Source organism: Synechococcus sp. MW101C3 (assembly GCF_002252635.1).
Taxonomy (GTDB): domain Bacteria; phylum Cyanobacteriota; class Cyanobacteriia; order PCC-6307; family Cyanobiaceae; genus MW101C3.
On sequence record NZ_NQKX01000010.1, the window covers coordinates 43,685 to 57,939 of the forward strand.

The 14,255-nt window shown below is 68.6% G+C and carries 12 protein-coding genes and 1 tRNA gene; 10 read left to right on the forward strand and 3 right to left on the reverse strand.

Translation table 11 applies throughout. From position 1 onward, the window contains the following. Window positions 1–29 precede the first annotated feature (29 nt). The gene (locus tag CJZ80_RS13185; RefSeq protein ID WP_094514157.1) at window positions 30–689 is read right to left on the reverse strand and encodes a ribonuclease D; all 660 of its coding nucleotides are present in this window, start codon (window positions 687–689) and stop codon (window positions 30–32) included. A gap of 78 nt (window positions 690–767) precedes the next feature. Here CJZ80_RS13185 and CJZ80_RS13190 point away from each other — a divergent pair, with 78 nt between their 5' ends. Together CJZ80_RS13190 and CJZ80_RS13195 are read left to right on the forward strand one after the other, a co-directional pair. Continuing rightward, a complete protein-coding gene (locus tag CJZ80_RS13190) occupies window positions 768–1,322 on the forward strand; it encodes a cofactor assembly of complex C subunit B (protein ID WP_094514160.1) in 555 nt (184 codons plus the stop codon). A 5-nt stretch (window positions 1,323–1,327) separates the two neighbouring features. Next, window positions 1,328–2,164 (forward strand): dehydrogenase, encoded by an 837-nt coding sequence (locus CJZ80_RS13195; RefSeq protein ID WP_094514163.1) that lies wholly within the window; start codon window positions 1,328–1,330, stop codon window positions 2,162–2,164. On the opposite strand, the gene hemF is transcribed toward CJZ80_RS13195, so the two are convergent. Next, window positions 2,112–3,197, reverse strand: coding sequence for an oxygen-dependent coproporphyrinogen oxidase (hemF, locus tag CJZ80_RS13200; RefSeq protein WP_255374181.1), 1,086 nt, complete (start codon window positions 3,195–3,197; stop codon window positions 2,112–2,114). The genes CJZ80_RS13195 and hemF overlap by 53 nt on opposite strands. A 172-nt stretch (window positions 3,198–3,369) precedes the next feature. Between hemF and CJZ80_RS13205 the strand changes: the two genes are divergently transcribed. The 8 genes from CJZ80_RS13205 (at window position 3,370) to CJZ80_RS13240 (ending at window position 14,055) form a co-directional block, all read left to right on the forward strand. Next, complete coding sequence (locus CJZ80_RS13205) at window positions 3,370–4,461, forward strand: Mrp/NBP35 family ATP-binding protein (RefSeq protein WP_094514169.1); 1,092 nt, start codon at window positions 3,370–3,372, stop codon at window positions 4,459–4,461. A 5-nt stretch (window positions 4,462–4,466) separates the two neighbouring features. Further along, complete coding sequence (rodA, locus tag CJZ80_RS13210; protein WP_369803080.1) at window positions 4,467–5,741, forward strand: rod shape-determining protein RodA; 1,275 nt, start codon at window positions 4,467–4,469, stop codon at window positions 5,739–5,741. Then, entirely contained in the window at window positions 5,738–7,150 is a 1,413-nt protein-coding gene (locus CJZ80_RS13215; RefSeq protein ID WP_369803082.1) for a sensor histidine kinase, read from the forward strand. The genes rodA and CJZ80_RS13215 overlap by 4 nt, the downstream gene beginning before the upstream one ends. 137 nt (window positions 7,151–7,287) lie before the next feature. Further along, window positions 7,288–7,719 carry a photosystem I reaction center subunit II PsaD gene (locus CJZ80_RS13220; RefSeq protein ID WP_094514174.1) on the forward strand — a complete coding sequence of 144 codons (432 nt, stop codon included), beginning with the start codon at window positions 7,288–7,290 and terminating at the stop codon, window positions 7,717–7,719. Window positions 7,720–7,807: 88 nt separating this feature from the next. After that, window positions 7,808–9,331: an anthranilate synthase component I family protein gene (locus CJZ80_RS13225; RefSeq protein ID WP_094514177.1), complete on the forward strand. Its 1,524-nt coding sequence runs from the start codon at window positions 7,808–7,810 to the stop codon at window positions 9,329–9,331. Continuing rightward, complete coding sequence (gene gshA, locus CJZ80_RS13230; RefSeq protein ID WP_094514180.1) at window positions 9,328–10,488, forward strand: glutamate--cysteine ligase; 1,161 nt, start codon at window positions 9,328–9,330, stop codon at window positions 10,486–10,488. Before CJZ80_RS13225 ends, gshA begins: the two co-directional genes overlap by 4 nt. Then, window positions 10,485–13,532 (forward strand): phosphoenolpyruvate carboxylase, encoded by a 3,048-nt coding sequence (ppc, locus tag CJZ80_RS13235; RefSeq protein WP_369803084.1) that lies wholly within the window; start codon window positions 10,485–10,487, stop codon window positions 13,530–13,532. Before gshA ends, ppc begins: the two co-directional genes overlap by 4 nt. Then, on the forward strand, window positions 13,498–14,055 hold the full coding sequence (locus CJZ80_RS13240) for an N-acetyltransferase (protein WP_198948318.1): 558 nt from the start codon (window positions 13,498–13,500) through the stop codon (window positions 14,053–14,055). The genes ppc and CJZ80_RS13240 overlap by 35 nt, the downstream gene beginning before the upstream one ends. 47 nt (window positions 14,056–14,102) lie before the next feature. On the opposite strand, the gene CJZ80_RS13245 is transcribed toward CJZ80_RS13240, so the two are convergent. Next, a tRNA-Arg gene (locus CJZ80_RS13245) sits at window positions 14,103–14,176 on the reverse strand. Window positions 14,177–14,255: the final 79 nt, after the last annotated feature.

Sequence of the window (14,255 nt, forward strand, 5' to 3'; positions counted from 1 at the left end):
CCCTTCATCGGCCCTGGGCGTGCGAACCCTCAGCGACCCTGGGCCGAATGCTCGAACACGGAGCCGAAGCGGCTGCGGTCGAGGTCGGCGAACACCGGGATGCAGGCAAAGCAACGCTGCGCCAGCTCGAGGCGCTCTTCGCGTTCCAGGATCGCGCTCAGGCGGCGGTAGGCGGGCAGCAGGTAGCGGGCATCGTTGGCCGCATAGGCCAGCTGGGCCTCATCGAGCTCCTCCACCCGTCCCCAGTCGCTGCTCTGGGCCTGCTTGTCGAGCTCCACACCCACGAGCTCCTGCACCACCTCCTTGAGGCCATGGCGGGAGCTGTAGGTGCGGGCCAGGCGGCTGGCCACCTTGGTGCAGAACAGCGGCGCCACAGCGATGCCGAGCCCTTCCCCCAGGGCCGCCACATCGAAGCGGGCGAAATGGAACACCTTCTCGATCGTGGGGCTTTCCATCAGCTGCTGCAGACGCGGCGCCGCCTTCTGGCCGCGGGCGATGCGGATGCAGCAGACGTTGTCCTCGTCGTCGGCGATCTGTACCAGACAGAGGCGGTCACGACCGTGCACCAGCCCCATGGCTTCGGTATCCACCGCCAGGGCGGGCGCGGCGGCATACAGCCCCAGCCATTCCTCGTCGAGGTCGCCATCGAAGACGGCGAAGCGGGCGGGTGCGGAGGCGGAGGAACCCATCGAAGGCGAAGCGACGGTCGTCATCGTCGCCCGCCGGGGGACTGGGAGAGAATGGCCGCCACACACGGCCCGCTCCCCATGCCCCCTGCCCTGGGCTCCACCCTGCTGCTCACCGTTCTGCTGGCGATCGGGCTGGTGTTCTTCCTGCGGGCCGCCAGCAAGGACCGCACCACGGTGGTGGAGGTGCACTCGCCCCGCCCGCCGGTGGAGGTGCTGGAGGGCCTGAGCCAATGGTTGCTGCAGCGCGGCTGGCGCACCGACAGCGGCGATGCCGAGCGGCGGGTGCTTCGCTTCCAGGGCACCGTGGCCGCCAGCACCAATCTGGCGCTGCTGCTGTCCCTGCTGGCGGCGGTGGGGGGGGCCTGCCTCGGCCTGGTGCTGCGTCAGCTGTTGCCGGTGCTGGGCGGCTGGCCGCTGCTGCTGGTGGCGGCAGGCCCACTGGCGGGGGTGGTCTACCGGCGGCGGGCCAACCGGCAGGAGCAGGTCGAGTTGCGTCTGATCAGCGGCGATGAGGCCTCTGGCAGCAGCCTGCAGCTGCGGGCCCACCGCGATGAACTGATCGCCCTGGAACTGGAGATGGGCCCCCGCCTGCAGCTGGCCAGCGACGGTGCCCTGCTCAGCTCCCCGATCTGATCCCCATGCACTGCCTCGCCCCGACGCGCTGGCCCGGATCGCTGCTGCCCCGGTTCGGCCTGCTGGCGCTGGTGATCACCACCACGCTGCCGGTGCCGGCGGCCCTGGCCGGCCATGATCCTCTCACCGGTCCCCGCACCCGGCTCAGCAAAGACTGGGTGGGCACCCGCACGCTCCCCCCCGGCACGCCGGTCCTGGTGCTGGCGGGCCACGCCGACTCCCAGGGCATCGCCGGCGCCGGCACACCGGGTGAGGCCGTGGCCCTGTTCGGGGCGGCCCCGATGCAGGCGGAGATCCGCGACGAGCTCTTCTGGAACCTGGCGGTGGCCCAGGAGGTGGCACGGCTCGGCCAGCAGCGTGGTCTGGCGATCGGCTTCTACGACCCCCCGCTCCGCACGATCGTCAACGGCGACGATCCCCGCACCAACTGGAGTGTGGGCCGCGAGCACGTGCGCCGCGGCGGCTATGCGGTCGAGATCCACTTCGATGCCTACGGCCCCGATGGATTCGGCTCCGGCCTGATCCCCCCGTTGCAGCAGCCGCTCAGCCGCCTCGACGAAGCACTGGCCGGTGCCTTCGGCGGGTTTCCGGCCCGCTTCCGCCAGGGGCTGGGGGCGCCCCGGCGCGGCATCGCCATCCTTGAGATCGGCAAGCTGGAAGGGCCCCTGGAAGCCGCGCTGCGCGACCCCTACCGGCGCCAGGCCACTCTGGAGGCCATCGCCGCCCGGGTGGTGCAGGCCATCGAGACGGGTCTCACGCCCAGTCCTGGCGGGCCCGGGACGGCTCCGCTCAGTCCACAGCCTGTCGGGGTCGGCAGCGTTCCTCCAGCGATGGATCGCTGAGCCACTCCTGCGGGCGGGTGAACAGCTCGGTGAGCAGCGCTTCGCGGCTGCCGGGCTCCGGCACATACCCGTATTCCCAGCGCACCAGCGGCGGCAGCGACATCAGGATCGACTCGGTGCGGCCGTTGGTTTGCAGGCCGAAGATCGTGCCGCGGTCGAACACCAGGTTGAACTCCACGTAGCGCCCGCGCCGGTAGAGCTGGAACTGCCGCTCTCGCTCGCCGTAGGGAAGGCCATTGCGCTTCTCCACGATCGGGATGAAGCTGGGCAGGAAGGCATTGCCGCAGGCTCCGGCCAGGCGGAACAGCTGCTCCCAGCCGTGGCTGCAGGGCCCTAGGGCCTTGCTGACGGCAGCGGCAGGGCCGGCTGGATCCTGCCCCTTGTAGAGGATGCCGCCCGGATCCTGGTAGTCGTAGAAGATGCCGCCGATGCCGCGGGTCTCGCCTCGGTGCTTCAGGTGGAAGTATTCGTCGCACCACGGTTTGAACACCCTGTAATAGGCCGGGTCGACGCTGTCGCAGGCGGCCTTGAGCGTGCCGTGGAAATGGCGCGCGTCCTCCAGGAACGGGTAGTAGGGGGTGAGGTCGGCGCCGCCGCCGAACCACCACACAGGGCCGGCCTCGAAATAGCGGTAGTTGAGGTGGACGGTGGGAACGTAGGGGTTGCGGGGGTGGAGCACCATTGAGGTGCCGGTGGCGAACCAGTGCTGCCCCTTGGCCTCGGGCCGCTGGTTGAGGATTGACGGGGGAAGGTTGTCACCCTCCACCTCGGAGAAGTTCACACCGCCCTGCTCGAACACACGGCCCTCGCGCATCACCCGCGAGCGACCGCCCCCGCCTTCGGGGCGCTCCCAGCTTTCCTCCTTGAAAGTTCCCTCGCCGTCCAGGGCTTGCAGTCCCGCGCAGATGCTGTCCTGCAGGCCCATCAGCAACTGTCTGGCGCGCTGGCGTGAATCCGCGGGGGGTGGCGTCGCCGTGCCCTCTGGCCCGGGGGCCGTCGCTGTGCCCGCGGGGCCGGGGGACTGGGTTCCCACCGGCTCCGGCCCGCCCTGCCTGGCCACTCCCTGCTCCGCCACCAATCTCTTCGCCGCAAACGGCGCCCGATACCTGAACACCATTCCAGCCTGTCGCCCCGCCAGACAAGCCTTCGAGAGGGTCTGTCATGGGAGCGGCGCCTAAGATCACCCTCTTTGCCCAGTCAGCCGGATGGCCACCGCCGATCAGGCACGCGAAGCCCTTCAGGCCCTCTGCGACGCGGGCACCGGCCGCAGCCTGCTGGAACTGGCCTGGATCAGCCAGGTGCGCACCCAGGACAACCGCGCCCTGTTCCGACTCGCCCTTCCCGGCTACGCCACCAGCCAGCGCGAGCAGATCGCCAGCGCCGCGAGGGCAGCCCTGCTGGCGCTTGATGGCATCGACGACGTCCAGATCGAGCTGGCCCAGCCCGCCTCCAGCGCGGGGCACGGCCATGGCCATGGCGCCTCGGCGGCCCCGGGGCAGCTGCCCGAGCGCCAGGGCATCCCCGGGGTGAAGCGGGTGATCGCCGTCAGCAGCGGCAAGGGCGGTGTCGGCAAGAGCACGGTGGCCGTCAACCTGGCCTGCGCCCTGGCCGCCAGCGGCCTGAAGGTGGGCCTGCTGGACGCCGACATCTACGGCCCCAATGCCCCCACCATGCTGGGCGTGGCCGACCGCACCCCTGAGGTGAGCGGCAGCGGCGACCAGCAGGTGCTCACACCGATCGACACCTGCGGCATCGGCCTGGTGTCGATGGGCTTGCTGATCCAGGAAAACCAGCCGGTGGTGTGGCGTGGACCGATGCTCAACGGCATCATCCGCCAGTTTCTGTATCAGGTGAACTGGGGCGAACGCGACATGCTGGTGGTCGACCTGCCACCCGGCACCGGCGACGCCCAGCTCACCCTCGCCCAGGCCGTGCCCATGGCCGGCGTGGTGATCGTCACCACACCCCAGAAGGTGTCGCTGCAGGATGCGCGCCGCGGCCTGGCGATGTTCCTGCAGATGGGGGTGAAGGTGCTGGGCGTGGTGGAGAACATGAGTGTGTTCATTCCTCCCGACAGGCCGGAGACCCGCTACGCGATCTTCGGCAGCGGTGGCGGCGCCGCCCTGGCCGCCGAAGCCGAGGTGCCCCTGCTGGCGGAACTTCCCCTGGAGATGAGTGTGATGGAGGCCGGTGATCAGGGGTTGCCGGTGGTGGTGGCCCGGCCGGATTCCGCCATGGGCCAGGCCTTCCGCGCCCTGGCGCACAGCCTCTCCAGCCCGAGCCTGACCCCGGCCTGAGCGTGATGGGCTTGCCCAAAGGGCGGCAGAGCATGTTCTCGGCGCGGCGGCCCCAACGGCGATCGCCGTTTCAGGAGATCGATCTGGTGCTGTGGGGCATCCCCCTGGCCATGACCTTCCTGGCCGGCATCCTGATCGCCAGCACCCAGCGCCAGGCCGAATTCGCCGACTGGTATCAGCACTGGATCACCGGAGGGGTGGGCCTGGTGCTTGCGGCCCTGCTGTCTCGGGTGCCGCTGGAGCGGCTCAGGGCGCTGCTGCTGCCCATCTACGGCCTCACCGTGGTGAGCCTCATCAGCGTGCGATTGATCGGCACCTACGCCCTCGGGGCGCAGCGCTGGATCAACATCGGCGGCTTTCACGTGCAGCCTTCGGAGTTCGCCAAGCTCGGCGCGATCCTGCTGCTCGCCGGTGTGCTGTCGCGCTACCCGATCGAGCGACCGGTGGATCTGATCAGGCCCACCGGGGTGTTCCTGATTCCCTGGACCCTGGTGTTCCTGGAACCCAACCTGGGCACCTCTTTGGTGTTCGCCGCCGTTCTGCTGGTGATGATGTTCTGGGCCGGCATGCCGCTGGGCTGGGTGGTGCTGCTGCTGTCACCGCTGGTGGCAGCGATCCTGGCCGGCACACTCCCACCGGCGCTCGGGATCTGGGTGCCGCTCATGGGCCTGATCGCCTACCGCTCTTTGCCGTGGCGCTGGATCGGCGTGGCGATCACCCTGGCGGTGCAGGGGCTGTTTGCGGCCATCACCCCTTACCTCTGGATGCATGGGCTGAAGGCCTACCAACGCGACCGGCTGGTGCTGTTTCTCGATCCATCCAAGGATCCCCTCGGTGGGGGGTACCACCTGCTTCAGAGCAAGATCGGCATCGGCTCCGGCGGGCTCTGGGGCACCGGCCTGATGCACGGTCAGCTGACCAAACTGCGTTTCATCCCCGAGCAGCACACGGATTTCATCTTCAGCGCCCTCGGCGAGGAGCTCGGTTTCGTGGGCGCGATGCTGCTGCTGCTCGGCTTCGGTGTGCTGATGTGGCGCCTGTTGCAGATCGCCGGCAAGGCCCGCACCGATTTCGAGTCGTTGGTGGTGATCGGCGTGGGCGCCATGGTTCTGTTCCAGGTGGTGGTGAACATCAACATGACCATCGGGCTGGGGCCGGTCACCGGCATCCCGCTTCCTTGGATGAGCTACGGGCGTTCCTCCCTGCTGGTGAACTTCCTGGCGCTGGGGCTTTGCGCCTCGGTGAACCGCCACAGCCGCCACCAGCAGAGCCACTGGTGACCTCCCCGAGCCTGGCGCAGATCAGGCAGAGGCTGGCCGAAGGGGTGCCGCCCGGGCGCGCCGACGAGGACGGCGTGCGCCGGCAATGGTGGGCGGCCCTGGCCACCTTGCAGAACGACTTCCTGCCCGCGCTCCAGCCGCTTCGCGGCGTTTGGCTGGCCTCGCCCCTGCCGGCTCTCTACGAGCCAGCGTTGCTGCAACAGCTGCAGGGATGGGTCTGGACCCCGGCGGCGGTGGGGTCGTTGCTGCAGCCGCCGGTTGCACTGCTTCCGGATCCGCGCGGCGCCGTCCCGGCGGCGGCGGAAGGGAAGGCCGCCGCCTTTGAACGCCTGATCTTGCGGGACGACGACGGCACCGATCCGCTGTTGTTGCTGATCACCCCCGACCTGCAGGTGGCCATGGCCCTGGAGGGTGAGCCCCCGCGCCGCCGCTTTGTGCTGCGCTTCGATCCCGCCACCCTCTCGGCCGCCCTGCAACTGGTGGACCAGCGGCTTCAGGACACGGCTCCGCAGGCGGGTCTGCAATTGCGCAGCGCTCTGCAGCGGCTGGGCCAGCTGCGCAGCGACGAGGGCATGGCCTTGCGCTTCTGGCCGCGGCTGGGGGAACAGCTGGCCGCCATGGCGCCGAGTGTCACGCTTCAGCCGCTGGTGGCTACGGGAGCCGGCAACGATCACCAGGCCGAACGCTCCAGCGAGCTGGCCCTGCTGGAAGCCCTCACCCATGAGGTGCGCACGCCCCTGGCCACGATCCGCACCCTCATCCGCTCCCTGCTGCGGCGCCGCGACCTGCCCGCCGTGGTGGAGCAGCGGCTGCAGCAGATCGACAGCGAATGCAGCGAACAGATCGATCGCTTCGGTCTGATCTTCCATGCCGCCGAGCTGCAGCGTCAGCCGCGGCAACAGCAACAGCTCGCCCGCACCGATCTGGCGGCCCTGCTGCACCAGCTGGCAGGGCTCTGGCAGCGGCAGCTGGAACGGCGGGGCCTGACGCTGCAGCTTGAGGTGGCCGAGGCGATGCCACCGGTGCTCAGCGATCCGAGCCGCCTGGAAACGATGCTGGGCGGCCTGATCGACCGTTTCAGCCGCAGCCTGCCGGGGGGCACCACCGTGCGGATCCGCCTGCAACCGGCGGGATCACGGCTGAAATTGCAGCTGAGCTGCGATGAAGCCGGCGGCGGCCGTGAGCCTGACGGAGACAAGTCCGGGGGGCGGGGATCCACCGCCACCGTCGGACCGGTGCTGCGCTGGGATCCGCTTACCGGCAGCCTGCAGCTCAGCCGGCAGGCCACTCAGGACCTCTTCCGCAGCCTGGGGGGCCGGTTGACCGAACGCTCCGGCAGCGGCCTGACCGTGTTCTTTCCCCTCGCCAACCAGGGGGCGACCGCGCCTCCGCCACGCGAACCCGCCTGACTTTGTTGACGGGTGTGAAGACCAGGCGCCGAGAGACGGTCTGGCTGAAATGACAGTGCTAGCTTCCAGCCGAAATGGTCGGCGGACGGCTTCTGAGCAACCCTCAGACCCCTGCAGACTCCCCTCCCCCCACAGCCATGACAGCAACGGCGCTGAGCGGTCAACTTCCCAAGTACATCGGCAGCACCGGCGGTCTGCTCAACTCGGCTGAAACTGAGGAGAAGTACGCGATCACCTGGACCAGCTCCAAATCCCAGCCCTTCGAGCTGCCCACCGGTGGTGCCGCCGAGATGAACGAAGGGGAGAACATCATGTATTTCGCCCGCAAGGAACAGTGCCTCGCCCTCGGCACTCAGCTGCGCACCAAGTTCAAACCCAGAATTGAGGATTACAAGGTTTACCGTATCTTCCCCGGCGGTGACACCGAGTATCTGCACCCGAAAGATGGTGTGTTCCCCGAGAAGGTCAACGAAGGCCGCCCAATGGTGAACCACAACGCCCGCCGCATCGGCCAGAACCCCGACCCTTCCTCGATCAAGTTCTCGGGCCGCAACACCTTCGACAGCTGAAGCTCTGACCTGCGCTGATCCCTCGCGCAAACAACACTTAGAAAGGCGGGGCCGGTGGCCCCGTTTTTTTTGCCCGGCCGTAGGCCCGATGCCCTTTCCCGATCGCGACGCCTTTCTCGCTCAGGCCAGCTCAGGCCGCACCTTCATCCCCCTGTGGGACCGCTGGCCAGCCGACCTCGAAACGCCTCTCACCACCTGGTTGAAGGTGGGCACCACAAGCAGCCATGGGGTGCTGCTGGAGTCGGTTGAGGGCGGCGAGCGGGTGGGGCGGTGGAGCTTCGTTGCCACCGATCCCCTCTGGACGCTCACGGTGCGTGGTGCCAGCGCCGAGCGCCTCTGGCGTGATGGGCGCTGCGAGCCGCTGGAAGGCAACCCCTTCGAGCTGTTGCGCGACGGCCTGGCCGGCCTCCATACCAGCCCGATCCCCGGCCTGCCGCCGGTGGGGCAGCTGTTCGGCTTCTGGGGCTACGAGCTGATTCGCTGGATCGAGCCCAGCGTGCCGGTGCATCCCTGCGATCCGCATGGCCCGCCCGATGGCTGCTGGATGCTGGCCGACAGCCTGCTGGTGTTCGACCAGGTGAAGCGGCAGATCACGGCTGTGGCCTACGCCGACCTGAGCCAGGGGGGCGATCCCGAGCAGGCCTACGCGGCGGCAGTGGAGCGCATCTCGGCGCTGGAAGCCCGCATGCATGCTCCGCTGCCCAGCAGCGTCCTACCGCTGCGCTGGGAATCGGAGCCCACCAGGACGCTCCCCACCTCCAGCAACCGCAGCCGGGAGGATTTCGAGTCCGCCGTGCGGGCCTCCCGCGAGCACATCGCCGCCGGCGATGTGTTCCAGCTGGTGCTCAGCCAGCGGCTGGAAACCCGCATGCACCGCGATCCGTTCGACATCTACAGAAGCCTGCGGATGGTGAACCCCTCCCCTTACATGGCCTTCTTCAACTTCGGCGGCTGGCACCTGATCGGCTCGAGCCCCGAGGTGATGGTGAAGGCCGAGCCGATGGCGGCAGGGGTGAAGGCCTCGCTGCGGCCGATCGCCGGCACGCGCCCCCGCGGCGCCGATGAAAGCGAAGACCAGCAGCTCGAGCGCGACCTGCTGGCCGATCCCAAGGAACGGGCCGAGCATGTGATGCTCGTGGATCTCGGTCGCAACGACCTGGGCCGGGTCTGCGCACCTGGCAGCGTCAAGGTCACGGAGCTGATGGTGATTGAGCGCTATTCCCACGTGATGCACATCGTCAGCCAGGTGGAGGGCGTGCTCGCCGCTGGCAAGGACATCTGGGACCTGCTCAAGGCCTCCTTCCCCGCCGGCACCGTGAGTGGCGCCCCGAAGATCAGGGCGATGCAGCTGATTCATGCCCTTGAACCCGATGCCCGAGGCCCGTACTCCGGCGTCTACGGCGCCATGGACCTGAGCGGTGCGCTCAACACCGCGATCACGATCCGCACGATGGTGGTGCTGCCCCACCCGGACGGCGGCTGGCGGGTGCAGGTGCAGGCGGGAGCCGGCCTGGTGGCGGATTCCCAGCCCGCCAGTGAGTACGAGGAAACCTTGAACAAGGCGCGCGGCCTGCTCAAGGCGCTGGCCTGCCTCGGCGAGGAACGGCCATGAGCGCCTCCCTGCTGACCAAGGGGTTCGAGGTGGAACTGTTCACCGGCCGCTCCGACGGCCGTGTGGTGGGGGTGGCGGCTGAGGCCGCCGCGGCCCTCAGCGGCTTCGTGACCGAACCGGATCACCGCAATCTCGAATACATCACCGAACCGGACGCCGATTACGCCCGCCAGCTGGCGCTGCTGCTGGAGCCCCGCCGACGGTTGCGGCACTGGCTGCAGGACCGCGGCCTCACCCTGCTGCCGGGCAGCACCTTGAGCCTGGGGGACAGCCGGCGCTTCGAGCGCTCCGACCCCAGCAACCCGTACCACGGCTTCATCGCCTCGGCCTACGGCACCCGGGTGGTGACCGCGAGCGTGCACATCAACCTGGGCCTCACGTCGATGGATCCCCTGTTCGCCGCCTGCCGGCTGCTGCGCTGCGAGGCGGCGCTGCTGCTGGCCCTGAGTGCGAGCAGCCCCTTCCTCGATGGCGTCGCCACCGGCGCCCATTCGCAGCGATGGCTGCAGTTTCCGCTCACCCCCGAGCAGGTACCCCTGTTTCTCGATCACGGGCACTACATCCGTTGGATGGAAGAGCAGCTGGCGGCGGGAACGATGCGCAACATCCGCCACCTCTGGACCTCCGTGCGGCCCAACGGCGACGACCGTCCCCACCGGCTTAACCGGGTGGAGATCCGGATCTGTGATCTGATCAGCGATCCCCGGCTGCTGCTGGCGATCACCGCCTTCGCCGAGCTGCGCCTGTGGCAGCTGCTCGACGACCCCGACGCCCACGACCCCCTGCTCGCCAGCCGTCTCAGCCCCGACGCCCTGGCGGAGCTGGCCGATGCCAACGATCAGGCCGCCGCGCGCCGGAGCCTCGACAGTGAGTTGTGCGACTGGCGCAGCGGCGAAACGATCACGGCTCGCGCCTGGCTGCGGCGGGAGATCGATGCGCTGTGGCCCCTGGCCGAACGCAGCGGCCTCGCCCCCTGGCTGCTGCCGCTGGAGGCGGTGCTGCGGGACGGCAACCAGGCGATCCGCTGGCTGGCGCTGCACCGGCAGGGCGAATCGATCGAGGCGATCCTCAGCCGCGAGGTGGTCTGGATGGAAGAGCAAGAACGCACGTGGGATCCGGCACCGCTCAACACAGAAGCCCTGCACCCTTTGGGATGATCATGGGAGCGTCCTCTGCTGGCTCCGTCCTCATGCGGCAGTCCCTGTCCGCCCCTGCACCCATGCGCGAAGACGGCGTCATGGAGGCCGGCCTGGCGCAGCCTGCCCCGCGGGTGACCCGGCTGCTCGGTGAGCGGCTGGAGCTGGTGGAAGACCTCTGGAAAACCGTGCTGCGCAGCGAGTGCCCGCCCGAGCAGGCGGAACGGCTGCTGCGCATGAAGGATCTCAGCGATCCCGCCAATGCCCTGACGGCCAGCGCCACCAGCGCAGCGATCGTGCAGCTGATCAGGGACATGGACCTGGCGGAGGCGATCGCCGCGGCCCGCGCCTTCTCTCTCTACTTCCAGCTGGTCAACATCCTCGAGCAACACATCGAGGAAGACAGCTACCTGGCCAGCCTCCAGGAGGGCACCACCAACCCCATCCCCGATCCGTTCGCGCCGCCGCTCGCCAGCCAGACCGATCCGGCCACCTTCCGCGAGCTGTTCACCCGCCTGCGGGGGCTGAACGTGCCCCCTGCCCAGCTGGAAAACCTGCTGCGCGAACTGGACATCCGCCTGGTGTTCACTGCCCACCCCACCGAGATCGTGCGCCACACCGTGCGGCACAAGCAGCGGCGGGTGGCGAGCCTGATCCACCGGCTACAAGTGAACAGCCCCAGCGATCTGCACGACGAGCGCAGCCTCAGGCTGCAGCTGGAGGAGGAGATCCGGCTGTGGTGGCGCACCGATGAGCTGCACCAGTTCAAGCCGTCGGTGCTCGACGAAGTCGACTACGCCCTGCATTACTTCCAGCAGGTGCTGTTCGACGCCATGCCGCTGCTGCGCCAGCGCATCCACAGCGCCCTGGGCTGCAGCTACCCGGATGTGGAGCCCCCCCGCGACGCCTTCTGCACCTTCGGCTCCTGGGTGGGAGCTGATCGCGACGGCAACCCCTCGGTCACGCCGGACATCACCTGGCGCACTGCCTGCTATCAGCGGCAGCTGATGATCGAGCGCTACATCAGCGCCGTCCAGGACCTGCGCGATCAACTCAGCATCTCGATGCAGTGGAGCCAGGTGAGCGCTCCGCTGCTGGAATCCCTGGAGATGGATCGGCTGCGCTTCCCCGAGATCTACGACGAACGGGCTGCCCGCTACCGGCTGGAACCCTACCGGCTGAAGCTGAGCTACACCCTGGAGCGGTTGCGCCTCACCCACCGCCGCAACCAGCAGTTGGCGGAGGCGGGTTGGGAGGCCCCCTGCGATGCCGGCTCCTTCCCGCCGGCTCTCACCATCGGCACCGGGCCGATCGCCAGCGCCCCGCAAGACCTCCACTACGCCTCCGTGGATGAATTGCGCACCGATCTGGAGCTGCTGCGCGACAGCCTCGAAACCACCGGGCTCAGCTGTGAGCCGCTGCGCAAGCTGCTGAGCCAGGTGCACATCTTCGGCTTCAGCCTCGCCACCCTCGACATCCGCCAGGAGAGCACCCGCCACAGTGATGCCCTCGACGAACTGAGCCGTTACCTCCAGCTGCCGGTGCCCTACGGCGAGATGGCCGAGGACGAGCGCGTCGCCTGGTTGCTGCAGGAGCTGCAGACGCGGCGGCCGCTGCTGCCCGCCGCCGCCGTCTGGAGCCCGGCCACGGCCGAAACCTTCGCGGTGTTCCGCATGCTTGAGCGGCTGCAGCGGGAGTTCGGCACGCGCATCTGCCGCAGCTACGTGATCTCGATGTCGCACACGGCCTCCGATCTGCTGGAGGTGCTGCTGCTCGCCAAGGAGGCCGGGCTGGTCGATCCCAAGGCGGTGCGCACCTCGCTGCTGGTGGTGCCCCTGTTCGAAACGGTCGAAGACCTCCAGCACGCCCCGGCCGTGATGGAGCGGCTGTTCAGCGAACCCTTCTACCTGCAGCTGCTCGCCAGCAATGGCGAAGCCGACAGGGCCCTGCAGGAAGTGATGCTCGGCTACTCCGACAGCAACAAGGATTCCGGCTTTCTCTCCAGCAACTGGGAGATCCACAAGGCCCAGATCGGCCTGCAGCGGCTGGCGCTGCAGCACGGGGTGGCGCTGCGCATCTTCCATGGCCGCGGCGGCTCGGTGGGACGCGGCGGCGGCCCCGCCTACCAGGCGATCCTGGCCCAGCCGAGCGGAACGATGAATGGCCGCATCAAGATCACCGAGCAGGGCGAGGTGCTCGCCTCGAAGTATTCCCTGCCCGAGCTGGCGCTCTACAACCTCGAGACGATGACCACCGCCGTGCTGCAGAACAGCCTGGTGAGCAGCAGCCTCGATGACACCCCCGCCTGGAACGAGCTGATGGGCCGCCTCGGTGCCCGCTCCCGTCAGCACTACCGCAAGCTGGTGCATGAAAACCCCGACCTCGTGGAGTTCTTCCAGCAGGTCACCCCGATCGAGGAGATCAGCAAGCTGCAGATCTCCAGCCGGCCGGCCCGCCGCAAGAGCGGCGCCAAGGATCTGTCCAGCCTGCGGGCCATCCCGTGGGTGTTCGGCTGGACCCAGAGCCGCTTCCTGCTGCCGAGCTGGTTCGGTGTGGGGGCGGCGCTGCAGGAGGAGCTGGAGCACGACCCCGACCAGCTGGAGCTGCTGAAGCTGCTCTACCAGCGCTGGCCCTTTTTCCGGATGCTGATCTCCAAGGTGGAGATGACCCTCTCGAAGGTGGATCTCGACCTGGCCCATCACTACGTGCAGGCTCTGGGCCGGCCCAGTCACCGCGACGCCTTCGAGCGCATCTTCGAGGTGATCGCCGCCGAGTTCACGCTCACCCGGGATCTGGTGCTGAAGATCTCCGGCCACACCCGCCTGCTGGATGGTGATCCGGCCCTGCAGCTCTCGGTCGATCTGCGCAACCGCACGATCATTCCGCTGGGCTTCCTGCAGGTGGCCCTGCTGCGCCGCCTGCGCGACCAGCACCGCCAGCCGCCGATGAGTGAAGTGGCCAGCGATGCCGCCACCGATGGGCGCACCTACAGCCGCAGTGAGCTGCTGCGCGGCGCCCTGCTCACGATCAATGGCATCGCCGCCGGCATGCGCAACACGGGTTGAACGCTGCTTGATCCCGTTTCGCAACCAACCGGCCGTGCCGCGTCTCCCTGATGGGTACGTCCTGGAGAGTGAGCCCTCCCCCCACCCCAGTGAGCTGAACCTCCTGCTGATGGCCTGCGGCGAACCGCAGCGCAGTGAGGCCAAGCTGGCGCAGGTGCTCCTGCGCAGCGCCTGGCAGCTGAGCGTGCGCAACCCCGCCGGCGAGCTGGTGGGCTTCGTGCGCGCCACCAGCGATCAGGCGCTGAACGCCAACCTCTGGGACCTGGCAGCCACCCCCGGCGACGAACAGCAGCAAGCGGTGCTGACCGTGCTGGTGCATGCCGCCCTCTCCCGCCTGCGCCGTGAGCTCAGCGGCTGCAGCATCTCGGTGGCGGCCCCACCGGAGGCCTTGCCAGCCTTGCGCCGCTATGGGTTTCTGGTGGATCCCGGTGGCATCCGCGCCATGGGTCTGGGCCTCAAGGCGGAGGTGGAGGCGCCGGCCCCCGCCGGCGACGGGGCATCATCGCGGCCAATGGCCGAGTGACACCCGCCACTGGTGTGAGGGAGGGTCGCCTTAGTGAATGAATGAAGCGAGCATGGAGGGATTCGAACCCCCGACCCTCAGAACCGGAATCTGATGCTCTATCCAGCTGAGCTACATGCCCGTGTACGGCGCTGTGGGCCGGATCACGTGGGTGAACAGGCAAAACCTGCTGACCTTGATGGGAAGACAACGCCCTCACC

What these genes read in the sequence shown, in the direction of transcription:
- CJZ80_RS13185 (WP_094514157.1), bottom strand. Translation starts at nt 689, where the DNA reads ATGGGTTCCTCCGCCTCCGCACCCGCCCGCTTCGCCGTCTTCGATGGC.
- CJZ80_RS13190 (WP_094514160.1), top strand. Translation starts at nt 768, where the DNA reads ATGCCCCCTGCCCTGGGCTCCACCCTGCTGCTCACCGTTCTGCTGGCG.
- CJZ80_RS13195 (WP_094514163.1), top strand. Translation starts at nt 1,328, where the DNA reads ATGCACTGCCTCGCCCCGACGCGCTGGCCCGGATCGCTGCTGCCCCGG.
- CJZ80_RS13205 (WP_094514169.1), top strand. Translation starts at nt 3,370, where the DNA reads ATGGCCACCGCCGATCAGGCACGCGAAGCCCTTCAGGCCCTCTGCGAC.
- rodA (WP_369803080.1), top strand. Translation starts at nt 4,467, where the DNA reads ATGGGCTTGCCCAAAGGGCGGCAGAGCATGTTCTCGGCGCGGCGGCCC.
- CJZ80_RS13220 (WP_094514174.1), top strand. Translation starts at nt 7,288, where the DNA reads ATGACAGCAACGGCGCTGAGCGGTCAACTTCCCAAGTACATCGGCAGC.
- CJZ80_RS13225 (WP_094514177.1), top strand. Translation starts at nt 7,808, where the DNA reads ATGCCCTTTCCCGATCGCGACGCCTTTCTCGCTCAGGCCAGCTCAGGC.
- gshA (WP_094514180.1), top strand. Translation starts at nt 9,328, where the DNA reads ATGAGCGCCTCCCTGCTGACCAAGGGGTTCGAGGTGGAACTGTTCACC.
- ppc (WP_369803084.1), top strand. Translation starts at nt 10,485, where the DNA reads ATGATCATGGGAGCGTCCTCTGCTGGCTCCGTCCTCATGCGGCAGTCC.
- CJZ80_RS13240 (WP_198948318.1), top strand. Translation starts at nt 13,498, where the DNA reads ATGGCATCGCCGCCGGCATGCGCAACACGGGTTGAACGCTGCTTGATC.